This window comes from Mesorhizobium sp. ESP-6-2 (assembly GCF_020164675.1).
GTDB lineage: Bacteria > Pseudomonadota > Alphaproteobacteria > Rhizobiales > Rhizobiaceae > Mesorhizobium.
Map to the genome: position 1 here is coordinate 103,641 of NZ_JAIUGT010000010.1, position 23,336 is coordinate 126,976.

At 59.8% G+C, this 23,336-nt stretch carries 21 protein-coding genes; 10 read left to right on the forward strand and 11 right to left on the reverse strand.

What is annotated here, in order from left to right:
• Positions 1-83 precede the first annotated feature (83 nt).
• Both LB532_RS23805 and LB532_RS23810 read left to right on the forward strand, forming a co-directional pair.
• A complete protein-coding gene (locus LB532_RS23805; RefSeq protein ID WP_210239901.1) occupies positions 84-1,214 on the forward strand; it encodes a M24 family metallopeptidase in 1,131 nt (376 codons plus the stop codon).
• A 135-nt stretch (positions 1,215-1,349) separates the two neighbouring features.
• A complete protein-coding gene (locus LB532_RS23810; protein WP_140640741.1) occupies positions 1,350-2,051 on the forward strand; it encodes a response regulator transcription factor in 702 nt (233 codons plus the stop codon).
• Between the two features lie 1,097 nt (positions 2,052-3,148).
• Here LB532_RS23810 and LB532_RS23815 read toward each other — a convergent pair.
• The 3 genes from LB532_RS23815 to LB532_RS23825 form a co-directional block, all read right to left on the reverse strand.
• Positions 3,149-5,770, reverse strand: coding sequence for an EAL domain-containing protein (locus LB532_RS23815; RefSeq protein ID WP_224557275.1), 2,622 nt, complete (start codon positions 5,768-5,770; stop codon positions 3,149-3,151).
• A gap of 526 nt (positions 5,771-6,296) precedes the next feature.
• The gene (locus LB532_RS23820; RefSeq protein ID WP_140640743.1) at positions 6,297-7,172 is read right to left on the reverse strand and encodes a class I SAM-dependent methyltransferase; all 876 of its coding nucleotides are present in this window, start codon (positions 7,170-7,172) and stop codon (positions 6,297-6,299) included.
• 492 nt (positions 7,173-7,664) lie between these two features.
• Positions 7,665-8,186 (reverse strand): EF-hand domain-containing protein, encoded by a 522-nt coding sequence (locus LB532_RS23825; RefSeq protein ID WP_224557278.1) that lies wholly within the window; start codon positions 8,184-8,186, stop codon positions 7,665-7,667.
• Positions 8,187-9,024: 838 nt separating this feature from the next.
• Here LB532_RS23825 and LB532_RS23830 point away from each other — a divergent pair.
• The gene (locus tag LB532_RS23830; protein WP_140640745.1) at positions 9,025-9,252 is read left to right on the forward strand and encodes a hypothetical protein; all 228 of its coding nucleotides are present in this window, start codon (positions 9,025-9,027) and stop codon (positions 9,250-9,252) included.
• 520 nt (positions 9,253-9,772) lie between these two features.
• Here LB532_RS23830 and LB532_RS23835 read toward each other — a convergent pair.
• The 4 genes from LB532_RS23835 to LB532_RS23850 all read right to left on the reverse strand — a co-directional run bounded on the left by LB532_RS23835 (position 9,773) and on the right by LB532_RS23850 (position 11,791).
• Positions 9,773-9,982 (reverse strand): hypothetical protein, encoded by a 210-nt coding sequence (locus LB532_RS23835; protein ID WP_140640747.1) that lies wholly within the window; start codon positions 9,980-9,982, stop codon positions 9,773-9,775.
• A gap of 147 nt (positions 9,983-10,129) precedes the next feature.
• Entirely contained in the window at positions 10,130-10,309 is a 180-nt protein-coding gene (locus LB532_RS23840; RefSeq protein ID WP_140640749.1) for a hypothetical protein, read from the reverse strand.
• 932 nt (positions 10,310-11,241) lie between these two features.
• On the reverse strand, positions 11,242-11,463 hold the full coding sequence (locus tag LB532_RS23845; RefSeq protein ID WP_140551847.1) for a hypothetical protein: 222 nt from the start codon (positions 11,461-11,463) through the stop codon (positions 11,242-11,244).
• A gap of 103 nt (positions 11,464-11,566) precedes the next feature.
• Positions 11,567-11,791, reverse strand: coding sequence for a hypothetical protein (locus tag LB532_RS23850; RefSeq protein WP_140640751.1), 225 nt, complete (start codon positions 11,789-11,791; stop codon positions 11,567-11,569).
• A gap of 82 nt (positions 11,792-11,873) precedes the next feature.
• Here LB532_RS23850 and LB532_RS23855 point away from each other — a divergent pair, with 82 nt between their 5' ends.
• Positions 11,874-12,026 (forward strand): hypothetical protein, encoded by a 153-nt coding sequence (locus tag LB532_RS23855; RefSeq protein ID WP_181169401.1) that lies wholly within the window; start codon positions 11,874-11,876, stop codon positions 12,024-12,026.
• A 384-nt stretch (positions 12,027-12,410) separates the two neighbouring features.
• On the opposite strand, the gene LB532_RS23860 is transcribed toward LB532_RS23855, so the two are convergent.
• Positions 12,411-12,671, reverse strand: a complete 261-nt coding sequence (locus tag LB532_RS23860; protein ID WP_140640753.1) for a DUF982 domain-containing protein — start codon at positions 12,669-12,671, stop codon at positions 12,411-12,413.
• Between the two features lie 615 nt (positions 12,672-13,286).
• On the opposite strand from LB532_RS23860, the gene repA reads away from it, so the two are divergent.
• The 3 genes from repA (at position 13,287) to repC (ending at position 17,041) form a co-directional block, all read left to right on the forward strand.
• A complete protein-coding gene (gene repA, locus LB532_RS23865) occupies positions 13,287-14,489 on the forward strand; it encodes a plasmid partitioning protein RepA (RefSeq protein WP_140640755.1) in 1,203 nt (400 codons plus the stop codon).
• An 80-nt stretch (positions 14,490-14,569) separates the two neighbouring features.
• Complete coding sequence (repB, locus tag LB532_RS23870) at positions 14,570-15,538, forward strand: plasmid partitioning protein RepB (RefSeq protein ID WP_140640757.1); 969 nt, start codon at positions 14,570-14,572, stop codon at positions 15,536-15,538.
• Between the two features lie 156 nt (positions 15,539-15,694).
• The gene (repC, locus tag LB532_RS23875; RefSeq protein WP_140640759.1) at positions 15,695-17,041 is read left to right on the forward strand and encodes a plasmid replication protein RepC; all 1,347 of its coding nucleotides are present in this window, start codon (positions 15,695-15,697) and stop codon (positions 17,039-17,041) included.
• A 172-nt stretch (positions 17,042-17,213) separates the two neighbouring features.
• Here the strand turns inward: repC and LB532_RS23880 are convergent, their stop codons facing one another.
• Positions 17,214-18,305, reverse strand: a complete 1,092-nt coding sequence (locus LB532_RS23880) for a site-specific integrase (protein WP_140641013.1) — start codon at positions 18,303-18,305, stop codon at positions 17,214-17,216.
• Positions 18,306-18,610: 305 nt separating this feature from the next.
• Here LB532_RS23880 and LB532_RS23885 point away from each other — a divergent pair, with 305 nt between their 5' ends.
• The 3 genes from LB532_RS23885 (at position 18,611) to scpB (ending at position 21,453) form a co-directional block, all read left to right on the forward strand.
• Positions 18,611-19,561: a GSU2403 family nucleotidyltransferase fold protein gene (locus LB532_RS23885; protein WP_224557279.1), complete on the forward strand. Its 951-nt coding sequence runs from the start codon at positions 18,611-18,613 to the stop codon at positions 19,559-19,561.
• 246 nt (positions 19,562-19,807) lie between these two features.
• Entirely contained in the window at positions 19,808-20,758 is a 951-nt protein-coding gene (locus LB532_RS23890) for a DUF1403 family protein (protein ID WP_140640763.1), read from the forward strand.
• A gap of 2 nt (positions 20,759-20,760) precedes the next feature.
• Positions 20,761-21,453 (forward strand): SMC-Scp complex subunit ScpB, encoded by a 693-nt coding sequence (gene scpB, locus LB532_RS23895; RefSeq protein ID WP_140640765.1) that lies wholly within the window; start codon positions 20,761-20,763, stop codon positions 21,451-21,453.
• Positions 21,454-21,722: 269 nt separating this feature from the next.
• Here scpB and LB532_RS23900 read toward each other — a convergent pair whose 3' ends face one another.
• Together LB532_RS23900 and LB532_RS23905 are read right to left on the reverse strand one after the other, a co-directional pair.
• Complete coding sequence (locus LB532_RS23900) at positions 21,723-22,445, reverse strand: AbiV family abortive infection protein (protein ID WP_140640767.1); 723 nt, start codon at positions 22,443-22,445, stop codon at positions 21,723-21,725.
• Between the two features lie 24 nt (positions 22,446-22,469).
• Entirely contained in the window at positions 22,470-23,324 is an 855-nt protein-coding gene (locus tag LB532_RS23905; protein ID WP_140640769.1) for a hypothetical protein, read from the reverse strand.
• Positions 23,325-23,336 lie beyond the last annotated feature (12 nt).

The window sequence follows — 23,336 nt, forward strand, 5'->3', positions numbered from 1 at the left end:
CCGGGGCGACTGGCGCCAAAACAGTGTTGGAAATCCAGGAGCGGACAATCATGCTTCCAGTCTCACCATCACCCGATGTGCCTGTGACCGAGCTGGCCAGGCGGCTGGCTGCGGTGCGACGTGAGATGGCACACGATGATATTGACGTCCTGGTGCTCACCGATCAGAAAAATGTCGAGTATTTCACCGACTACAGAACATTGTCCTGGGGCTATCACTCGCGCCCCTTGTTCCTGGTGATCGACCAGGACGAGATTCTCGTCATCGCCAACAAGATCGAATCCAGAAACCTCGAAGCCCGACAACGACCTTTTTCGATTCTCTACTACTCAGGATATCTTGCGGAAGGCGCACGCACCATCGTCGACGAAGTTCGCGCTCGTGATCCGGCCTGCATGCGACGAGCCGCAATCGACTACGGACAGGATATGGCTGGTCGCGGCTCGCTGGAGGTCGTCGATGGTTTGCGGGCGCAAGGGGATAGTTTGGAGAGCGCAACCGATTTGCTGTGGCGAACACGCATGATCAAATCGGCATTCGAAGCAGGTCTCAAGCGCGTCTCATTCGAGATCGTCAATGCAGCGTTCGACGGCGCCGTTTCGCAGGCGCGTCTTGGCATTACCGAGATCGAGCTTTGTCGGGAGATCCAGGCGCGCATCATCATGAATGGCGCCGAGCGGGCCGATCCAATCGCCATGACGTTCTGCAGGGGTGAGTTCAATTACGGCCGCCCACCCGGCCTCCAGGCGTTGAAGGCCGGCCAATATGTCTGGACGGATTTTCGTTCCACCTATGGCGGCTATCCGGCGGACAGAAATCGCATCGCCCGCGGTGGTCCGCCTGAAGAGTGGGAGATCGACGCCTATCGAAGCACTCGCGCACTGACATGCGCCCTTGCCAACAGCGTTCGGCCCGGAATGACATGCGGCGACGTTTTCCGTGCCTTCGAACAACTGTGGCGCGACGCCGGCCTGCCGCCGGCCTATGGGCTTGTTTCCCGCATCGGACACGGAGGAGGCCTGGACGTGACCGAGCCTCCATCCCTCTCCAAGGACAATCCAGAAATCATAAGACCAGGCATGATCCTGCACCTGGAACCCAAGCTGGAGATCGACGGCGCCGTCTTTCAGTTCGAGGAGGTCATCTTTGTTCGCGACGAGGGCATCGAGTTCTTGAGCGATCTTTCTCCAGAGCAGTTGCCCGTCATCAACTGAGTCGATCTGAGTGGGCCAGCAGGTGCTGCCAGATCAAGGAGGCTGCCGAATGCTCGCGCACCCAGGCAATTGGTCGAATGAAGCAGTGCGCGCGAGACGACCGGCTGTACCACCTGCCGAAACGTGAGCGAGGCCATGAAGCCATTGATCGTCATATGCTCCGATGACGCCGAATTCTATCTGGTCCTCAGTCACATTCTTGTCGTGGATGGCTTCACCAGTGCGCTAGCCAGCGACATCGGTGAAGTCCTGGACTCGGCTGCCGCAATGCCGATTGGTGCAGTGGTGCTGGACTGCGGGCCTGACAACCAGATGGCCAGCAGCTGCGGCCGGCTCAGACAGGATGCCCGCACCAGCACCCTGCCCGTGGTCGCGCTGATCGCGCCCGGTGCAGAGACCCAACACATCGCATTGCTGAAGGCCGGTATAGACGAAGGTTTCGTCAGGCCTCTGGCGCCAGCCAAACTGCTGGATTTCCTGAATTCCAGGCTTGGATTCGAGCGACACAACGGATCGCGGCCGGAAAGCAGTCTGTCGCTGAACCATGGCGACATCGAAATGCAGATCGATACGCATCACGTGCGTTGCAACGGCAGGGAAATCCAACTCGGGCCGATTGAGTTCAACATGCTGCGTTATATGCTCGAAAACCCGGGGAAAGTGCTGAGCCGCGAAGAGCTGATCGAGGCCGCTTGGCCCGGCAATGTCTATGTCGGCCCGCGCACGGTCGACGTTCATATCAGCCGGCTAAGAAGATCGATCAAACAGTCTCCACACCATAATGTTATACGCACCGTGAGGCTGGGCGGGTATGCGTTGGAAGCACCGGAGGCCTAGAAAGCACCAACACGAAGGCGACCAACCCGTCCGGTTCGCTCGAATGGCCAGTGCGCGGGCGTCCCCTGAAACCCACTTGGGAGGCCCAAGCGCGGACCAAGAGGGAGCCCTGCAAGGCTACCTTGCCGTATTGGCCGGACAAATGCTGTCGGACAATGCTTGCACCGCCCCTTGAGGCCGCGACCGCAAATGAGGGTCAGCTCCCGGGAGCTGAACGGAACGTCTCGATGGGATAGACATGTTCGCGACCTCGTATGCCGGTATGAGAGCGGACGACACAATCGCCGGTGCTGCGTCAAAAGAACCTCCAGAAGCGAAACCCCACCGTGCGAGCTCACCTGGCACACGTCAAATGGTCCTTGGTAGGACAGCGCAGGACCGATAAAGCCCGGGCGGCGTTAACCACTTGCCCACCCAAGCTCGAACCAAGGGCACCTATCTCCCGTTGTGGGACCATGAAAGGTCAGGTCAAGGCCAGGTTCCACTGTCGTCTCGAGCCATCGGGTACATGGATGGTGTGGGATGATCTCAACAACGCGCCTGCGAGATTGGGAGGCTGTTCCCTTGTTGGCCGTACTCGGCAGCGCGCCAAAGTGGCCTGCGAACTGCTGACGCGCATTTATGATAAGCGGTTGGGGGCTCGCTCGCTCGGGGGCCGCACGAAGGCATCGGTCGGGTCGGCAGACCGTGTCGGCGAGCTCATCACGTCCATTCGTAAGGCTCGCGATTTGGAAAAACGGTCTCCTAGTCCTATTCCGGGGATGGACAAGCGCTGATAGTTGAACCCAGGGTATCTGTCGTGCGTCCGTCGGTAGGGCAGTGATGCTAGCTGAACTGCATCGACTATATGGGATCCCTGCTATAGTCCCATATGGCCGTTCGAATAGCGATTATCCTGGTGGTCCTTTTCGCCTTCGCCTACGGATTCGCAAAACTTGTGGAGCGTTATGGCGGGGACGGCGATGAGCCCTCTCCATGTGCACAATTGTCAAACCTTGGTTGCCCAGACCCGAAGGCCCCTCCTCCTGCGCCTTAACGAGACAGTCCTCCTCCCTACCCCTCCCGCCAATCGCCCAGTCGAACAACGGCTCTGACACTTAGCTGACGGCGCGCAGGCGCCGAGATTGAACAAAGCGCTTTAGTCCCTCCGAATCCAACGCATGGCCGAAAGCATAGCCTTGCAGTATGTCGCATCCCAGACCTTCGAGTATCCGTGCGTGCTCCATCGTCTCGACACCTTCTGCAATAATCTCGATACCCAAGGACTTGCCGATTTCAATGATCGACGAAACGATCTGCCTTCGTTGCGGCGATTTGACAATTGGGATGATCAGCTGCCGATCTATCTTCAATCGGCGAGGGTGTAGCTTGAGCAGGCTGACTATCGAAGCATAACCGGTCCCGAAATCATCTATCTCTATATCGATTCCGAGTTCTTTTAGTTGATTAACATTCCAGGTGATCAAATCATCGCTGCCATCGAGGAAAATAGACTCGACAAGTTCGAACGAAACCGTTCTCGGCTTGATGTTTAGCTCTCTTAAGCTCTTTATAAGATCTTCATCCTGAAGACGTCGCCCGGAAACATTGACCGAAACGCGCGGCACATCGAGGTTCGCGGTCGACCACTCCGCAAAATCGGAAAGTGACTGATTGAGTATCGCTCGATCGATCATGGAGACGACATTCAACTCATCAGCAACTCTCAGGAAGACATCAGGCGCTAGGATGCCTTGCTTTGGGTGTCTCCAACGCGCGAGCGCCTCGACGCCGACAATCTGGAGGGTTTTTGCGCTAAACTGGGGCTGGTAGAAAGCTACGAACTCGTTGCGCTCAAGGCCGCCGAGAATTTCGTCGGCAATCCGCTTTGTGTCGACGACTTCGCTTTGCATCGCCTCGGTGAAGAATTCGTATCGATTACGCCCACGCGTCTTTGCCTGGTAAAGCGCGATGTCGGCATTCACCAACAGGTGCTTGGCTTCGATGTCATTTTCGTTGTCGACCGCAATCCCCACGCTAGCCCCAAAACGGCAGCGGTGGCCGTGGTAATAGACAGGTTCGCTCATCTGGCTGATGATGTTTTCAGCCAGCAGTGCCAATTTCTTGATATCCTGCACGGTGCACAGGACCACGAATTCGTCGCCGCCGATTCGAGCGACAAATCCTCCCTCTTCCACCGTGGATCGCAGCACTGTAGACGCGTGAACCAGCATCGCGTCGCCCGCCGCGTGGCCAAGCGTATCGTTGATGTGCTTGAAGCGGTCGAGGTCTATGTGAAGCAGGCCCACATGCGCACGTTCGCGCCTGGCGTTTGTTGTGTACTCGTTCAGCACTTGGTCGAGGTAACGACGGTTGGCCAAACCGGTCAGGGAATCGTGGAGCGCAATATGCTCTATGCGCGCCTTGGTCGCCTCAAGTTCTGCATTTTTCGACTCAGACAGCTGTCGTGCGCGGACCAGATCGCTGTTTAACAGGACGTCGGCCGTCACGTCCCATTCCGCGCCAATCATCTTGGGCGTCTCGTTTGGCGCCTCGTAGGTGGTGGCCCTGGACCGGACATAACGAATTTCACCATCCGGACGAATAATCCGGTACTCCGACGAGTATGTTCCGCGGCTGGCCACGGCACTGTCGAAATCTGCGTTGGCGCGGGCCAGATCCAGGGGGTGAATCGCGCCCGCCCAATCCGAATAGCCGCGAGGACCGCCATCGCTGGGTCTGCCGTATATTTCGTTGACACGATCGTCCCATGACAGGTCGTTGGTCGCGAGATCGTGTTCCCAAACGCCGATCGCTGACGCCTCCAAGGCAAGTTCCAGTCGTCTCGACAAACGATGCAGTTCGGCGTAATTGCGCTGCCTCTCGCCGATCAGCCGACCCGCTACCAGGAATGGGATCACGACCAAAGCCCCGGCCGCGGCCATAATGGCGCGCAAGACCCAGGCGTTGCTGGGCGTCGAGGGCCAGCCGTTCTTGGGGATGGCTGCGATCTGCCACGAACCGGACGGCAGCAGAACTTCGGCCGTCACTGGATTCTCTTTGCGGATGTCCTCGGAGCCGAAAAATTGAACTCCGCCTGGGCCAAGCGCATCTTTACCGATGAGCGCGATATCGATTCCCAAATTGTCGTCGAGCAGGCCGCTCGCCTTGTACAGACGCTGCACGTCGACGACGGCGGATATGATGCCCCAAAACCTTTCACTGTTGCCTGCACTCGCCACGAATACAGGAAAACGGCCGATGAAGCCTTGGCCTCCCTGCTTCAGGTCGACGGGACCGGCAAGAATCAACTTGCGCTCGTCGCGCGCCCTGAGCGCGGCCTTGCGCTGCCAATCATCCTTGCGGTAATCGAGCCCCATCGCTTTCTCGTTGCCTTTCAGCGGGTACATCAAGGAGACGACCAGATCGGGCGCGCCGGCAATATTGTTCAATTGCGAATTTTCGCCGAACAGGTTACTGGCGAGGGACGCAAAGCGCTGTTGTCCCATATAGGGTTCAGTCACGATCGTCGCGACCAGTCCATGCACAAGTTGAAGGTTTCCGTTGATGTTTCCTTCCAGCTTGGCGCGGATCAGATTGACCTTGGCCAGCACGTCCGCGCGGGCCACTTGGTCCGAGACGATCTTGTTTTGATGGTCCGCATACGTTGCGCTGAAGGCAATGACCAAAACTGCCACGGCGGCCGGAATATTCACCGAAGAAAAAACGGCATCCTTCATACCGGCCAACCTAGCGCCGAAAAGAGCCACTGGCGTGAAACTCCCTATGTTGCTCAGGCTTTCGTATCGACCCGTGCAGGAACATTAGCTTTCATAAATTAATTTTGAACTTCACAGTCCTGAAAACTTTGCACTTCCCATGCTGATCTCATTGCAGGCTGGCATCGGCTCCGGTCGACAATCTCACGCTCCTTACGACGCTGATATCGAAGGGGAGTCGACCAGCGTCGCCACCTTTGTTGGCGTGACCGCAATGAACGATAAACCGGCGCACAAAGGGTAAGCCGCTGGTAACCAAGGCTGCCGCCGATCCATTGGACACCGCGCCACACGACACCGCTGGCCGATACACGAGATGAGCAGACGGCCCAGCTCAAAGTAGGCCCTTCGCCCTGTCGAGGCGGATGGACATGCAACGCGCCGACGAGCCGGTGATCGGAAGAGGCGGCTACGCCTGGACAGCACGCGTCCCTGCAAGGACCGTGAGCGCGGCACGGATATCCTGAACACAGGTGACGACAAGCGGTTAAGTCGGACCGGTGCCGTCACATCGCTTAGGCGCAGCAAGATATGGGATCGTGCCGACACTGCGCTTGGTCGCGCCGATGGAATAGGCCATCGGGATCTTTGGAGAGTTCTCTGGCAAGCCGTACATATCCTTGCCGGCCCTTACGGCAAATGAAAAGTGCTGCCAGGAGACCGTGTCATGCTCATTCAGAAAATCGAGTGTGAGCCCAGCTGAGATCAGGGCGTTTACCACGTCACTAATCGGATGGATCCACTCGTAGTATCTGGGATGCTTCAAGCGTCGGTCGTCGCCGGTATAGGTAAGTTCTTCGTTCCAGGCGAGCGGCTGAGCTATTGGGGTTCGCCAGTCGTGCTTCAATTCCAGCGCCGCGGCCTTGCGATCACACTGGAACATCAAGGGATGGCCCTCAGCCATATAGAGCCGGCCGCCGGGTCGCAGGAGATCGGCAACCACTCGCGCCCATCGACCGACGTCGTCCAGCCAGTTTACCGAACCCCAGGTGACGTAAGCGACGTCAAAAGTCCGGCCAAGCGCTTCGACCGCCTCGAACAGTGGCGCTTCCACGAAGCGCACATCCGTGCCTGCCTTGGCAGCGAAATCCCGCGCAGCCGCGATGGCTGTCGGTGAAAAGTCGAGGCCGGTCACGCTGCGCGCGCCAAGATTTTTCAAGCTGATCGTGTCGAGCCCAATGTGACACTGCAGATGGATGATATCCTTGCCGGCAATATTGCCAACCTCGCGCGTTTCCAGCTCATAGAGATTGGATCCGCCTGCTAGCACATTCTCGATCTGGTAGCTGCCGGTCTTGTCCGTCGAATGCAGTTCGGCCCGATCATCCCAATTGAGGCGGTTCGTACCCAGAAACGATTCCACGCCCCCTCCGATCGCCAGCGCTTACCGACGCTTGGTAAACAAGTGTTTAACATCTTTGCAGCGAACGGGTCGCGCGTCAATGTGAGCTGCCGGCTGTCGAGATTACCAAGGCTCAGCAGACGTTGAACCACCGCTGACGTGGAGTGGCACAGAACCTGCTCATTCCGGTTAACGCCCCAGTCGACGAGATTCGTTGCGTCCTCACCGGCCCCGATGGATCGGTGATATTCCTGGCCGAAGCAACCTATCGGGGTGACTACATCCACTTGGAGAGGGATTTGAAGCCGTAGCACAGACTGCCTCTGCGGCAATTATCACCTATGAGGCGGCGGAAGGAGCGTAGTCGAAAACCTAGGTCGCCAGCCCGGTAAGCAACTTTGGACCGAGATCTGCCCGAGGGAAAGCGATCTTGGTACGTCTTGCGACCGATGTTCACCGGGTCGCGGGCTGGTCTAATCCGCACTTAGGTACCCCGTCAGACCCGACAGCGGCTTAGTTTTGGTCCTGATCTCCTGGCCGCTGGAGGAAGGACTGGAGTTCCTGCATGTCGACGTCATCGTCGCCGTTCTCGTCGACGGCGTTGAAAATTCGCGCGATAAAATCCTGGACTTCCGTGCGCGAAAGCGCACCGTCGCCATCGGTGTCAACAATCGCAAACATGATGCGCATCCTTGCGCCGTGCATCATACCGGCTCTGCGGCCTTCCTTCATCCGCCGCTTTTCATGTGGACCCATCTCGTCATGTGGACCCATCTCGTCGTTTCGATAGTCGCGGTCCTCGTCGCGTCGTAAATTCTCACGCTCTTGGTCCTTCACCATTTTCTCTCGGAGCATTTCCCCCATCATCTGGCGCATCATTTCACGCATGGCGTCTTGATTCTGTCCGCTCGCTCCGGGGGAATGATCCTCCGCTGCTGCTGCTGGCGCGGGAGCATTCGTCGATTGAGCGAAAGCAGATGAGGTCAGCATGGCTAAAGCCGCGGCGAATGCTGTGGTTCTGCCAAGTCGTGTCATTGGGTTCTCCTTTGGAGGTGGCGACGCCGATTACCTCGGCACGGGAACCAAACCAGCAGCGCACTTGATAGTTCCTGCCGCATAGCGCATTACCGGCGTATGCGCGGAGCTCCGGCTCAGCGGTGGCGCGGGAGAGATGCGGGCGACAATCTTCCGGTCGGAGCGCCTCCTCACGACCAACATTACGTCCGGAGCGCCGGTGAGCTGGGGCTGCGAAGCACGTGAAGCACTTGGTGTCCCGGCCCCACGCGCGGGCAAGCGAGCCCCCCATTAGCCTAGGGCGCTCGTGACTTTGTTCAAAGCCCACCCACACGCAGCCGGCGCACCGGCACCATGAGTTCAGGCGAACGCGGGCGGAGCGGTCAGAAAGTCGCAGGCGTTCAGCCAGCCACTCGGGTGAAGCGAAGCGCTTTCCCCTGAGCGAGCGGGAACTTGCGCATTCACGTGGTTGCCAACTGCGATGAATGCTGGTCCTGTGGCTTTGCGGCGGACCTGAGGTTCGTCACGGCCGACGCGGATGCTGACGCTTCCAAGCGCTGCGTCGGCCGGCGCCCCGCGGAACACGCCTTGTCTTTAAATCGAGACTTGTGCTGGCGCAGATCTGCTTCGCCTTCAGGAACTTGAGGCCAGGCGTCAGCTATTCAAGTTGTTTTCCTTCACCTTTCGAATGTGTGCTCGGCTCTTGAAGTGGACGCGATTCCGCGCAGCGCTGGCGACGGCAGATCCAGGGCGGGTATATCATTGTTAAATGACGAAGCCGGCGCAGGGTGCGATGGAAGGTCGTCAGCGGCTCCCTCGAGCTGCTGAATGAAGGCGTTGGCCTGCAGAGGACTACAGGATGCAGATGCATCATCAATCAGACATCGCCATTTACCCAAACGATCTCGCAATGCTGCAGCTGGTTCTTATCCGGTATTGCTCGGAGAGACAGTGCAGCCTGGACTCCGCCATGGGCCATGACGCAGCATGTGAGTTGATGGCACTGTTTCAGGCCGGCATCGAGGACCAAGCCGAACTCGAACGCATCCTTTCGCGCCACACTTTGCCGTTTCGGATGGCGGGTTAGGCCGCCTGCCCTTCTGTAGTCAACCGCATCTGACGGCGTGCCGGGCCAGCAAGCGCGTTTTCCAGGCCGTCATCCTGTGGCAGCCAGTATGGAAGGATGGCGCTTTGCCGATATCCAAATCTGCTTCAGGGGGCTGGTCGCTTGCTTTCTCCTTTCGGCCGTCGAGGGCCAGATCGTGACGCCGAGCCGCTGCGGCCTGGGTGAGCTTACCGTCATCGAGTCATGGCTGGGAAAGTTCAAGGCTACGTGCGGCTGCGCCCCACGATCGCGGTGTCGGATTTGGCCTGCGCATTTCGAGAATGCCCGCCCTCCCCTTCAACGGGACTCGATGTCAAGGGGCTGCGAGCTTCATGAACAGGACGCACACGCTGCTGCGAGATTGCCTTGGCGAACGGAGTGCTTCGAGCCCACGTGGACAGGTCCCCTGCCCCGATCGTGATCTCGGTGCCGGTACAATGGCGCCGAGCCCAACTTTGTCAGGCGCTTGCTCCGATGAGCACCATAGCCGGACTCGTCTGACTTAGCGTCCCAGCGGCAGTCTGGACGCCTCCACCAGTTCTTCCTCGTCTCTCAATCCGGCCATGTAGTTCGCCAGAATCCGGCTCGCCAGTGCTTCACGTTGCTGTGGGGACTGCCGCGCCACCTTCAGCCTGTCGAAGACGCGTCCCAGCAACGCGACTTCGGACGGGTCGAACACACCGGCACCTTCAGCTTTCTGATAGATCGGCATGCTGTCATTCCCTCAGCATTGCTAAGCCAGCTAATCAGATCTAAGGGAACCGCACAAGAAAAAGCCCGCCCGCCCCTCGCCACGGTGGCAGCGATCCCGGTCCGTCAGCCTTGGCCGCATGGGACCCTCGTGGCGACGGGTTTGAAGTCACTGCCCGGATTTGAGGAAGCGAGCCTCACGCACCAATGAGTTCCAGTCGCTGCCGATCAGTTCGATCAACCGGCGAGCGTCAGCTTCGGAAATAGCCGTTTCCTGCGCCAATCGCCGGACCAAAATCTCGAGCTCGGGCCTGGCTGCCGGCCTCTTGTTCCCATCGTCCTCGGCCATATGCGCCTCCTTTGAAGCCGAACGCCAAGAGAAGCCGGACGTTTCAACCTAGCCGACAGGAGAACAAAAAAAATCGCTGGCGTTTGTTGATCGATTCGGTCGGGCCATTTCCTGCCGAGGAGGACCACCCGGTTGCTCACGGGTTCAACAAGGTCGCGTGAAGGCATCGTTCTGCCCTCGCACCTTTATCGCTGGGCTCATCATTTCTGCATCACGGTTTGCTTCGGCTAGGATCGAGGCCCGTGGAAAGGTCAGCAATCACTGCGAGGCCAAGCGCAATTGATAGGCCGGCGGCGCAAAGCCACTTCCACCGTAAGCTAAAGCTAGCAAGTTGGGCAAAAAAAGCCTAGATACCGGAAAAGTGTACACCTCTCCAGGCATCTAAGGGGATCATGCCTGACCAGAATACCCTGATTCGCGCTGCCATCGGTCGGCTGCTGTCCGAAAAAACCAGCGCCCCGTGATCTCGATGAAGGAAAGCATCGAAGAGCTACATGCGCAAATCGGCGCGGCGATGACGGACGACGGTCTCCAGGATCTGCTGCTCGAAAAGGCCGAGGTGCGTGGCATGATGTTGTGCTCGACGTTTAGGACCTGCGCCCGACCGCAAGTCGCCGGCGGCGTGAGGCTCGGGGCCGGTCGTCAGCGTGCGCCGAGGATGAAGTCGGCACCGCGATTGGCGAGGGTTTGTCGCCGGTATGCGAAATCGAGCACTCAACGACTTGGCTGCGGCTGAACGGTGGACGCGTCAAACCGCACGGCCGGCAGGAGAAAATGTTCCTAGTTTGTTCACATGGCTATGGCAGCCGAGCTGGTAAACGCCGTGCGAACCTCCGGCCACGAAGGTCGCAGTGACGTCCACCACGTGGCGCCGTTTTCGGATCGCAGCGATTGCCATCAGTCGGCTCTTTTAGGCATGGACCAGCAGATCGTCACTGTTCGGCGGTATCGAGCAGCATCGCCATCTGTCGCGCGGCGGCGCTCTCCATGATCAACTGTTCAAGTTCTAGACGGTTCATACTGGTTTTGACCCGCCGTCGGATAGCCGATGACGCCAGGGACATCGATACCGCAGTTCCCCGTCCGTGGTCATCCAAATATCGGCCAATCTCAATAACCACATCGGCATCGACATTGTTGGGCAATTCTCGCATCGGCCACATCCCCGCGTGGCAATATTGAGCAAATAATTTGCTGACTGTCGAGCACAGGCATCACCCCATGTCGGTGTGCGACTTTGCACAAGCTGGGTCGGAGCTAATTGCGGCCGAGCCGTTCGCATTCTTCACTTTGTCCGCCGATTTCCTCGCACAGGTCGATGCGCCCAAGGCGGTTGTTGTCGTCGTCGATCGCCATGCGTCTGTTGTACGCGGCCACGATATCTTTCAATTGCGAAATCCTTCCGGCCCTGTGGCCGCTGGCATAGGCCATGCCGGCGATACAGCCGCAAAGTGCGATTGCGAGCGCAATTTTGATCTTCATTTGGCTCTTGCCTTGCGAATGGATTGTCACGAAATTGCGGGAACTGAAGAATCCACTCCATTCAAGCTGGGAGCATCCCACAATGGAAGGCACATTGACCGCGTTGTTTGCGAGTTTTCAGAAATACTGGGACGAATGGGCGCCAGCTTTGGGCGTCTCCATCGCAATTGCGGTCTGCCTGGTCTGGACCGTCTACCTGCCAATCGTCGGCCTGCGCCACCTTATGGGATGGTGAGGCGGCCAACGACAAGTTTCTATCCGGAGTGCGCGCTCTGGGAAATTGTCATCCATCTGCGCCGCGAGCGACTTCCATCGACGTGTCATCAGGGGCAATCCAAACCGCCTCGTTGCGTCGTCAAGGGCGCGCCGCTGATCCGAACGGCGATCCGCGCAGGCTTCTGCCCGATTAGGTCATTATGGTCGGCATCCCGCACGATTGCGTTGAGCCGGTAGCCAGCTTTGCGGCGTCCAACGCGACGATTCCAAGGTCCGGTCGTTAGCGCCGCCCGAATGGGACAGAGGTGAACCTCCCCTCCCCTCCCCTCTTTCTGCGGCTCGCCAAGTTTTGGCCAGCGCGCGACTTTATCGGTGGCCTTGATCTAGCTTTCCACAGTGAGTCTCAAGCCATGGCCTGATCGGCTTCGCCGAGAAAGACTTGGGCGTCCTTGGCAGCCGCGATGAACGCATCTCGTGCCATTCTCGGCGGCTTGCGACCGTTGATCACCTCGAGGCAAACCTCCATCGCCCTGAGGCGTTTGGACGATTGTGGCGCAGGCCATTCCCTCAGGAGCAGCCCGGCCGCATCGGCCACGGTGATCACCACCCGATCCCGATCAATGCGCCCGAGCTGAATTATCACTGGCTTGTGGAAGCGCTTCATCCCCAACCTTCCGGTCCCCCCGCCGTGTTGCGAGGCACAACAAGGCTGCCTGCAACGCTCGACGGTGCTTTTGGTTCCCTCAACGCCGACGCCCCGCGAATGTGCGCTCCTCGGTGCCTGGCCGTCTGTGCGGGCTCCGGTAGCGACCGGAGCAGGTGAATCCAATCGACGGACGCAGGCCAGCTTGCGCCAGCCGGTGCACCCGCAGTGTCTGGTCCTCCCCGCCCCTTGACGTTGACGCCTCGTCAAAACGCGTCGGCCGATGCCTTCACGTACATCCGTGAATCAACGAGGAGATCGCCAAGAATGGAGGAGCGCGATTGGCTCCGGAAATCCAGGCGGCGGCTTGCAACGTCGTCGACGGCGGGTCAGCCGTTCCGATCCGGATGAGATCGTCCTTTGTTGCCGGCGGAATTTACCGCAGTAAATTCTTGCACAAACCGCAACGGAAACAATCAGCTAGGCTTTCGGGCTTGCATTTTGGCTGGATGGCGTTCGCGGCGGCGTTAACCTGTTGTTAACCCAAAACTTCTTGCCGGGGCTGCCGAATCGGAGCTTAATGGCGGTTGGTGGGTCATTTCCCGGCAAAAAGCGCCAATTCAGGTTTCCAGAAGTATGAACATCGCAATGCGGCTGCCCAGCTTCGAGTTTGACGACAAGATCCTCGAACATGGGGCGGAGATATCGCGCCGGCTCAATCAGCTTCGCATGGAGAAGTTCCCTCCCAACGCGGCGAAAACCCTGCGCACGTTCTCCATGGCTGAGGTCGCCCACTATCTCGGCGTCTCGCAGAACAATCTGAAACGGCTTCATCTCGAAGGCAAGGGCCCGATGCCTGACCAGGCGGTTTCGGGCCGACGCAGCTATACGGCCGGGCAGATGCTGGAGCTTCGTCATTTTCTCGACCAGCACGGCAGAACCGAAGTCAAGAAATATGTCCCCCATCGCAAGCCGGGAGACAAGCTGCAGGTCATCGCAGTCGTCAATTTCAAAGGTGGTAGCGGCAAGACCACGACGGCGGCCCACCTCGCCCAGCATCTTGCACTTACCGGCCACCGCGTCCTTGCCATCGATCTTGATCCGCAAGCCTCGTTGTCGGCGCTGCATGGCTTCCAGCCGGAGCTCGATCGGAATCTCTCGCTCTATGAAGCAATCCGCTATGATGAGGAGCGCAGGTCGATAGCCGACGTCATCGTGCCCACGAATTTCCCAGGCCTGGACATTGTCCCGGCCAATCTTGAGCTTCAGGAATATGAGTACGACACGCCCTTGGCCATGCAGGACAAAACATCCAATGCCGGGCGCCAGTTCTTCCTGCGCATCGCCAAGGCTCTGAGCGAGGTGGACGACCGTTACGACGTCGTCGTCGTCGACTGTCCGCCGCAGCTCGGCTATCTCACCTTGACCGCCATGTCGGCTGCGACATCCGTGCTGATCACCGTACACCCCCAGATGCTCGATCTCATGTCCATGAGCCAGTTCTTGCTGATGCTGGGCGGGATCTTGAAAACCATCAAAGGGGCGGGAGCGCAGATACAGCTCGACTGGTTCCGCTACTTGATCACGCGTTATGAACCCACCGACATTCCCCAAGCGCAGATGGTCGGCTTCATGCAGTCGATGCTGGCCGGCCAGATCCTTGAGCATCCGATGCTCAAGTCGACAGCCATATCGGATGCTGGACTGACCAAACAGACGCTCTACGAGGTGGAGAAATCGGCCTTCACCCGCACCACCTACGATCGGGCGATGGAGTCGCTCGATGGCGTCAACTCCGAGATCGTGTCCCTGATCCATCGTGCGTGGGGCAGAAGCTGATGTCGGTGATTTTTACTGCAGTAAAAACGGGCGGTTTTGTCCATAAAATCAGGCTCCTAGCTGATTTCGGGAACGGTTGAATGGCACGTAAAGACATATTCGGCAGTGTGATGGGCTCTTCCGCCACCGTCGAGCAAGCCAGGGACGTGTCGGGCTACGCGGTTCGCGGCGCATCGCGTTCCATCATGCAATCCTTCGAGGAGCTGTCGAAAAGCTCGGTCGTGGATCTGGATCCTGAGCTGGTCGACAATTCGTTCGTGGCGGACCGCATCGGGGATGATGAGCAAGAATTCGCCGAACTGGTGCGTGCCATCCGCGAACGCGGGCAAGATTCTCCAATCCTGGTCAGGCCGCATCCCTTGTTCCCTGGGCGCTACCAAACGGTTTTTGGGCATCGAAGGGTCAGGGTCGCCCGTGAGCTGGGCAGGCCTGTGCGCGCCGTTGTCAAGCAAATGGGCGACGTGGAGCACGTTGTCGCCCAAGGACAGGAAAACGCCGCCAGAGCTAACCTGTCGTTCATCGAACGGACGCTTTTCGGTGAGCGCATGCTCGAGAAGGGATATTCCCCCGATATCGTCAAGTCGGCATTGGCGCTCGACGATACGACGTTCTCCAAGATGCGTTCTGTGTCCAGCAACATCACCGAACCCATCATCCTGGCGGTCGGCGCGGCCAAGGGGATTGGCCGTGATCGGTGGTGGCAGTTGGCCAAGCTGATGGAGCATCCAGCCAATGCCGCCAAAGCCCGTGACCATATCCAATCGGGCGAGTTTCTCCAGGCCAGCAGCGATGCCCGTTTCAATCAGCTTTTCGAGGTGCTGGCCGCAAACGGCAAGGCCGCAAGATCGACGCCGCCGCGAGCACAGGCGAGCGCCTGGGCGCCAAAAGACAATTCCGTGAAGGCAAAGATCACCGATGACGGCAAGGTATTCACGCTCGCCCTGAAGTCCAGGGAGGCTTCGGCCTTCGGAACCTTCATCGCCGGCAGGCTCGAGGCGCTCTTCGAGGCGTTCCGAGAGGCACAATCTGGGAAGACAACAGGAGACTAAACCGCAAAAGAAAAAGGCCCCCGAACGTCACCGTCACGGAAGCCCTTCTCAAGTCTGTCGCGAGCTGAGAATCGCAAATCCGCGAATCACTGTCAAGTGTCATGGGCGTCGTTTTGGCGAGCAGATTTCTTTTGCCTGATTAGAGGCAGAGGGAAAATGGTAACGCATATTTCGACGACGCCGTTTGGGCGGCGGCCGATGACGCTTGGCCTGATCGCCAGCCAAGCGGCTGCAAAAGCAATAGATCGAAATACCACGGTGCCCAAATGGCAGGTGTTTCGAGACATCAGAGAGGCCAGGTCCGCCATAGGCGCGACCGATCGCGCCTTGGCGATCCTCAATGCGCTGTTGTCATTTCACCGTGACGACGAGCTTTCAGGGGAGGGCGGACTGGTCGTATTCCCCTCCAACGAGCAACTTATCCATCGCGCCAACGGCATGTCGCCGGCGACGCTCAGGCGACACTTGTCGGTCCTGGTGACTTGCGGCCTGGTGATCAGGCGCGACAGTCCGAACGGCAAACGCTTCGCCCGCAAGGGAGAGGGCGGCCAGATCGAACAGGCCTACGGCTTCGACCTGTCGCCGATCGTGGCGCGCGCGCAGGAGTTCAAGCAATTGGCTGGTGCCGTCCAGGCCGAGCGGAAAGCCTACAGGCTGGTCAAGGAGCGTCTTACCATCTGCCGGCGGGACATCGTCAAGATGATCGAAGCCGGGCTCAACGAGGACGTCCCGGCCGATTGGCGGCGGTTCCAAAGGCAATTTGAAACGATTGTCGGGCGATTGCCGCGGACGGCGTCGCGCCAGGTGCTGGAGTCGATCGCCGATGAGCTGGAAGACCTTTGGGCTCAGGTGCATCAGCTGTTGGAAACATTCGTAAAATCACAAGATTCGAACGCCAATGAGTCCCATTCTGAGCGCCACATACAGAATTCAAATCCAGATTTTATTTCTAACGATGAAACTGAAACCAGCTTTGGAAATAAGAAAGAAGCGAGCGGCAGCGGCGCGCCACACGACAATGTACGCAGCTTGCCCAAGCGGGACATGCCCTTGGCGATGGTGCTGGATGCCTGCCCGGAACTTCTGACCATGGCCCGCGGCGGCCAAATTCGGACCTGGCGCGACTTTGTGGCGGCGGCCGAGCTCGCCCGGCCCCATATGGGAATCAGCCCAAGTGCGTGGCAGGAAGCGGTCGGGGTGATGGGGCCGGAGAAGGCCGCCATCACCGTTGCCGCAATCCTGCAGCGGACCGACCAGATCAACAGTTTGGGCGGCTATCTCAGAAACCTGACGGAGCGTGCTCGTGGTGGCCAGTTTTCGGTGTGGCCGATGATCATGGCGCTGCTGCGGGCGAGGCTTGATGCACAGGCCGGTACTGGTCCCGCGAAATCGTCCTGGAGCGACGTCGGAGAAGGCAGTGAGTCGGTCGATGGTGGTTCCAATAGCGCCGAAATCAGTGAAGCTTTGCGGCTCAGTATGAAAAAGAAGGGCTGGGATCGATAATCGGTTGGACTTCGCTGCCGGCGTGGGAAACCGGGTTCGTCGAAGCGTGCACCAGCCAGTCTATTGGATCGGCACCTGTTCGGATCCTAAGTCGGCAGGGGAGGGGAGCATCTTGCGTCGCTTGATCCCGTGCTGGTTCCCTAGGGGAGGGAAGCGCCTCTTTCGAGGTTGCCTAAAGGCCTGATGCTTTGGTTAGGTTGACTCGGAACCGATCGCGGCGGCGCTGGTACTTGCGGGTCATTTCTGCCGAAGCATGGCCGAGCTGCTTTTGCACATGGCGCTCGTCGACCTCTGCCGACGAGGCGAGACCGGCGCGTAGCGAATGGCCGGCAAACAGCCTTGGCCGTTCGCCCTCCGGCAGATCGCCCCGCACACCGGCCGCCAATGCCGTCCGCTTAACGACCCGGGCTACCTCCTGGTCGTTGAGCCGATCGGCGCCGACTGCCTTGCCCTGGCAGGTGACGCGCCGAAAGATAGGACCGTGTGCGATGCGCGCCAGCTTGAGCCAGGTCTCCAACGCCACCACCGGGCAGGTGGCATCGGACGAGCCGCGCCCGACTTCCACCTCGCGCCAGCCTGTTTTTCCCCGCAAGATCACCAGCATGCCTTTGTCGAGGACGTCCACCCAGCCGCGGCCGTCCCCGGTCTGGTCGCGGCCGACATCCAGGCCCACGATCTCGGAACGGCGGAGCCCGCCAGCGAAGCCGACAAGCAGCATTGCGCGATCGCGCAGGCCACGCAACGTGCCGCGGTCGAGCGTCTCCAGCATGGCAATAAGATCCTCCGGGAGAATGGCTTCCTTCTGTAGAGGCGGTTTTGCGTGGCTGTTGCGAATGCCGGCCAGCACCGTCGCGATATGCCGGTCTTTTCTGTCTAATGGCTGGCCGCGCTGGGCAAAATTCCACGTCAGCGAGGATAGCCGGCGCTCGATAGTCGCCACCGAGCTAGGCTTCTTGTCCCCGGTCGCCGTGCCGGAGGCTTGAGCCGTGATGTAGAGGCCGACCACCTGCGGATCAGGTGGAAACATTTCGACGCCTTGCCGGCGGCACCAGCTGGAAAAATGCTTCCAGTCGGACGCATAGGCGCGCCGCGTGTTGGCCGAACTCGCGGCTTCGACATAATCGCGCGCGCGAACGGCGAGGTGCTCGAGGTGGCCGGGTAAGCGCTGCCGGTTCACAAGATTTGACTCCGGTAGGGCAGGGGAGGGATCATTCCTGACGGCCGTCAACCGCGCATTTGCCCCGTCAGCGGTATCTTGTGCCATCGCGTGGACGATCTCCACGATATCAGGCAGGTCATCTTGTTCGGGCAATTGCGGATCCTCAACTACGATTCGCAACATATCATGTCAGTGACGGTTAGCTGGAACGTCATCCTCGACCGCCAAAAATATGCCCTAAAATCAGAAAATCAGATCGCGGGGGTGATGATGTTCAACAGCTTTCATTTTTGTTGAACATGCGGTATGCTCAACAATAACCCATTTCGTTGAGCATCATGATAACACGCCATTCACCGCTCGCCCATTCGGCCTACCACGATCTGCTATCGTCCCTGCGCGACGAGGTCGTGGCCGAGATCCGCGGAACGCCGACGCGGATCGACCGCAACGGCCGCGTCTACTGGTACGACACCTACCGCGTCGGTTCGGACGTCAAGAAGACCTATATCGGGGAAGATAGCGAGGAACTTCGCCTTCGGATGCAACGCATCCAAGCGCTGCGCGACGACCGCGACGATCGCCGACGCAATCGCGCGCGGCGGGTCCGCCTGCTACGTGCGGAAGGGTTCCTTGGCGTCGATGCAGCAACCGGCAGCCTTCTGCATGCATTTGCTTCCGCCGGAGTTTTCCGCCTCGGCGGGACGGTCGTGGGAACTCAGGCCTTCCGCCTCTACGAGGGCGAGCTCGGCGTTCGCTTCACCCTTGACCAGACTGCTCAAACGAACGACGTCGATATCGCTAGCTTCGAGCGACTCTCGATCGCCCTGGAGGACAGTGTGTCGGCGCCGCTTGAACGGGTTCTCAAGGATTTCTCATTCGAACCGGCGCCGACGCTGGACCCCGGCAAGACCTGGCGCTGGAAGCAAACGCGCAACGAGACGCTCGTCGAATTCCTGACGCCGTCTTTTGCCGAGGAGGAGGGACTGCGTCCACTGCCGGCGCTTGGCGTCCATGCCCAATCCTTGCATCATCTCAACTATCTCCTGGCAGAGCCAATGCTGGCAGCCGTTACCTATCGCGACGGCGTGCTCGTGCAAATTCCGCGACCGGAACGCTTCGCAATCCATAAGGTCATCGTTGCCGATCGCCGCCGCGATGGGCCGGACAGCCTAAAATCCATTAAGGACCGCCTGCAGGCGGAATTCCTGGTCGATGTGCTCGCAACCGATAGGCCGGACGACCTGCGTGAGGCTCTCGAGGACGCTCTGGCGCGCGGCAAGCGCTGGCGGGACAGGATTACGGCCACCTTGAAACGATCGCCATCGCTGCAGGCTGCCCTTGGCGACATGATGCGATAGCAGCCGCACCAGAAAATGTTTGGCGATGAACAAATGCGCGTTCTCAATGAACGCGGTTTCTCGTCGATCTGACGCCTAAACGAGCCCGTCTGCCGTGAAGAAAGGGGTCAGAGAGGCCATTTCTGGGCGGCTTTGCGAAACGAGCGATAATGCAAGATTATCATTCGTTTTAGTCGCGCGACAGGCTGTGCGTTTTGGTGCGAAAATGATGGCGAAAAGCGCACCGGCATTTTACTCTCCAAACCCATGATTCGCCTCGATCCCGCGACCGCCAGTCCCGCCCCGCCCCCGACCGTGCCGGCCTGGGCGCTCGGCACCCGCGCCTCCAGCGACGCTGACGCCGCCTTCCAGGCCGGCGCCGCCCTGGCTTCGCTCGACACGCTCGCACGGGCGCAACCTGCCTGGGCCGGCGCCTGGCGCCAGCGGCTGGCGCTTCGCTGCGCCGCCGCCAGCATGCGGCTCGCCGGCCGCGCCGAGGACGAGGCCGGCTTGCGCGACGCCTGGCAGCTTTGCCCGGCCGGCGCCGATCCCGGTCCCGCCGGCGCCGTTTTTGGTGCCTGGCGGCAACTGGCCGTGCAGCCGCCGGTCGCCACCCCCGACCGGTTCGAAAGGATCGTCGATCAGCTTGGGCTTCATTGGGACGACGAGGCGCTCGCCGACCTCTGCACGCAGATCGAGGACGTGGCGGGCTCGCGGCGGCCGGCGCCATTTGCCGCCGCCGCGATCGCCGCCCGCGTCGTCGCCATGCGCCCTGATGCCGAACTGTTCGCTTGGTGGCTGGCCGACCTGGTGCTGGCGCAAAGCCTGCGCTGGCCGCGGCCGCTGCCGCTGTTTTTGGCTCAGGCCTTTGGCCCGGCCTTCCGCGCCGAGGCCGGCTGCAGTCGCATCCGACCCGGGGACAAAAATTTTGAGCGCGCGGTCTGCATCGCACTGGTGCAAGCGGCGACGGAGGCCTGTCGGTTGGCCGCCGAGCTGTCGCGCCGCGCCGAAAAGCTCTTGGCGGTGGCGTCAAAACTGCGCGCCAAGGGAGCCGGCGACGTGATTTTTTTGCTCCTGAATGAAGATGCCGTCCCGGGCTCGCTGACGACCAAGAACCTGTCGCGTTTTGCGGCGCGACGACTGTTCGAGCGGCTTGCGCAGCTCGATGTCGTGCGTGAGTTGTCGGGCCGCACCAGCTTCCGGCTGTTTGGGCTTTAGCGATGAGCCAAGCGTCCGCCCGCCGCAAGCCGAACGCACAGCCGGCGCTGCTTGACACCGAGCTCGATCACCTGCCGCCGGAACTGCGCTGGCGTGAATGGATGGGCCGCGTCGAAGCAGTGATCTTTTCCGCCAGCGAACCGGTGACACGTAGTGTCCTCGCGCGCGTGGTGGGAAAGAACTGCAATATCGAGCTGATCATCGACGACATCCGTGTTGAACTCGCCGGTCGCCCCTACGAGCTGGTTTCGGTCGCCGGCGGCTGGCAGCACCGGACCAAAAAGGTTTTTGGGGATGTCATCCGCAGTGCATTTGGCGCGGCCGGGCAGGAGGCGAAAGAATTGTCGCAGTCGGAGGCGCTCGTGATGATGTGCATTGCCTATTTCCAGCCGATCACGCGTGGCGAGCTGTCTTCCTTCTTCGGCAAGGAGGTGTCACGCGATCTGATCGGCGTGCTGCGCGCGCAGGACCTGATCGCCTCGGGGCCGCGCAGCCCGCAGCCGGGAGCGCCCTACACCTACGTGACGACCAAGAACTTTCTGTCGCAGTTCGGGCTCGACACGCTGCGCCAGCTGCCGGATTTCGAGATGCTCGAGGACGCCGGACTGCTGTCGAAGGATAAGCTGCTGGCCGGCGACATCATGCCTGAGTTTTCCTCTGATCCGCAGGACGCCGACATCGAAATCGGGGATTAGCGGCCCGGTAATCACGCCAGCCGTGGTGAGCGCCAAAGGGAGTTTGGCGTCTGAACTCGCCCCTGACGAGCGGACTTCCGACTCTTCGCCGGCCCCAAACGCGGATTTGTGAAGACCGGCCCATCCTTTTCGCGAGGCGCAGCTTTCCCTCGTCCCGCCGTATTTTTTGCAGCGCAACCCACAGATGGCGTTGCGCCACGCGCTCCTCAAGGAGCTTGGTCAGCAGCTGAGGAAACTCAATCGCGGCGTGCGCGTCGCACACGCGATTTTCACTGAAACGTGTCCTCGTCCTTGAGTTCGCGCTTCCCATCCTCAAGAAAGCGCGCCAGCAAGGCCTCCATCGCCGCGACGGAGTTCTGGGCATCGTCTTCGCGCAATTTCTCGGCTTGCTCGACAAAACCCGAAACCAGACCTCTCATCTTATCCGGAGAGGTCGTCAGCCGCTTCATCATCTTCACCCCGTTGTGTGCGTAGCCGAGAAACGTGGCGTTGCGCTCGGTGATGTCGACCAGCATCTGGTCGGTGATCCGCTCGCTCGGGGCCGCGAACGCGCCATCCACCCAGTCGACATAAAGAGCGGCGTTCTTCGCCTTGTTCGACGCTTGGTGGAACTCTTCCTGGGACGTCTTAAACGCCTCGATGGCGCCTTTCAGATCGCCACGCGACTTGGCGTCCTTCTCCGCCGCGGACCCCTCGAGCATATAGGCATTGGACTTGTTCTTGGACGAATGCCTGGCAAGTGCGGCCAGAACCTTCTTCTGGTCGACCTCCAAGCCGGTCAGCAGGCTCACCGCCCAAGCCCCCAGAGTGTCGACCTTGGAGCATTCTTCGAGCGAGATCTGGTGCAGGTAGAGCGCCCGCGACACCGCTCCCGCCTTGGCCAGAAGCTCCGCTTCAAAATACAGTTGCTCGGCATTCTCGAACGTCTTTTCAGCCCCCCTGGCAAGAGCCTCCAGGGACACTTGGTCCGATTTCGCTTCGTCGTTGCTCACGCGTCCTCCTTTGCTCAGGACCGGTCAATAGCGCTGTTTCATATAGTGAGGAATAACGAAGCGCGGCACATAAGGCCGCGACCGCGAGCGGTTCATGGCGTCCCAGTACATCGCGACCGCCACCGGCTCGGTGATCGCCGACGGTATATGATAGCCGTAGATCGGGAATTCCACGGTCGATGTCGCCGCGACATGGTACGACCGCCGAAACTCGGGCTGCAGGTAGTCATAGATCGCCCAGCGGATGTTGTTCAGAAACTCACCGATGAGGCTTGCGTGGTAGATGAAAATGTCCTGGTGGAACCATTCGAAGAAGGTTTCGACGGCGAGGTAGCCCTGCTGCTCGCTCACCTGATGACCCGCCCCCGCAAGCAGTTTGCGCAGATGCCCGACATTCGTTGCGAGCCGCGCGAGATTATGCTTGGCCATGTCGCCGCACATCTTGAGGTAGCGGTAGCGCGCCACGCGCAGGTCGGTGACGACATCGATCGAATGAAGGTTGACGCCCGACGCCGTGAATTCCCCCTCCAGCCAGCTCGCGAAGGTCTCTATTGCGGCCGACAGGCCGGAGCCGTCCGCGCCCAGCTTCGGATCGGCACAGACCTGCCTTAGGTGAAACAGGAACGTCAGATCGGACGGGCGCGCGTTGCTCGGCGCCGGCCGGAGGCCAAGCGGGATCGCCTCGCCCTTGAACGCGCGAATCTCCGAGAGGAAGTCGCCGAGCAGGATGATGAAGAGCCGCGCGTGTCCGCTGGTCTGGAACATAAGATTCGACGGGTCCGCCCGCTCGATCTTCATGAACATCGCCCAGTTGACCATGCCATCGATCATCTCCCAGGCCGAATTGAGGATGATCGCCTCGCGCTCCGTATCGTTCATCGTTATCCCAGC

Excerpts from the sequence above, each read along its gene's own strand:
- LB532_RS23860 (WP_140640753.1), bottom strand. The coding sequence starts at position 12,671 with ATGAAGCGCTTCCACAAGCCAGTGATAATTCAGCTCGGGCGCATTGAT.
- LB532_RS23845 (WP_140551847.1), bottom strand. The coding sequence starts at position 11,463 with ATGCGAGAATTGCCCAACAATGTCGATGCCGATGTGGTTATTGAGATT.
- LB532_RS23905 (WP_140640769.1), bottom strand. The coding sequence starts at position 23,324 with ATGAACGATACGGAGCGCGAGGCGATCATCCTCAATTCGGCCTGGGAG.
- repB (WP_140640757.1), top strand. The coding sequence starts at position 14,570 with ATGGCACGTAAAGACATATTCGGCAGTGTGATGGGCTCTTCCGCCACC.
- LB532_RS23810 (WP_140640741.1), top strand. The coding sequence starts at position 1,350 with ATGAAGCCATTGATCGTCATATGCTCCGATGACGCCGAATTCTATCTG.
- LB532_RS23880 (WP_140641013.1), bottom strand. The coding sequence starts at position 18,305 with ATGGCACAAGATACCGCTGACGGGGCAAATGCGCGGTTGACGGCCGTC.
- repA (WP_140640755.1), top strand. The coding sequence starts at position 13,287 with ATGAACATCGCAATGCGGCTGCCCAGCTTCGAGTTTGACGACAAGATC.
- LB532_RS23850 (WP_140640751.1), bottom strand. The coding sequence starts at position 11,791 with ATGAAGATCAAAATTGCGCTCGCAATCGCACTTTGCGGCTGTATCGCC.
- LB532_RS23840 (WP_140640749.1), bottom strand. The coding sequence starts at position 10,309 with ATGGCCGAGGACGATGGGAACAAGAGGCCGGCAGCCAGGCCCGAGCTC.
- LB532_RS23835 (WP_140640747.1), bottom strand. The coding sequence starts at position 9,982 with ATGCCGATCTATCAGAAAGCTGAAGGTGCCGGTGTGTTCGACCCGTCC.
- LB532_RS23830 (WP_140640745.1), top strand. The coding sequence starts at position 9,025 with ATGCAGATGCATCATCAATCAGACATCGCCATTTACCCAAACGATCTC.
- LB532_RS23890 (WP_140640763.1), top strand. The coding sequence starts at position 19,808 with ATGATTCGCCTCGATCCCGCGACCGCCAGTCCCGCCCCGCCCCCGACC.
- LB532_RS23855 (WP_181169401.1), top strand. The coding sequence starts at position 11,874 with ATGGAAGGCACATTGACCGCGTTGTTTGCGAGTTTTCAGAAATACTGG.
- repC (WP_140640759.1), top strand. The coding sequence starts at position 15,695 with ATGGTAACGCATATTTCGACGACGCCGTTTGGGCGGCGGCCGATGACG.
- scpB (WP_140640765.1), top strand. The coding sequence starts at position 20,761 with ATGAGCCAAGCGTCCGCCCGCCGCAAGCCGAACGCACAGCCGGCGCTG.
- LB532_RS23825 (WP_224557278.1), bottom strand. The coding sequence starts at position 8,186 with ATGACACGACTTGGCAGAACCACAGCATTCGCCGCGGCTTTAGCCATG.
- LB532_RS23815 (WP_224557275.1), bottom strand. The coding sequence starts at position 5,770 with ATGAAGGATGCCGTTTTTTCTTCGGTGAATATTCCGGCCGCCGTGGCA.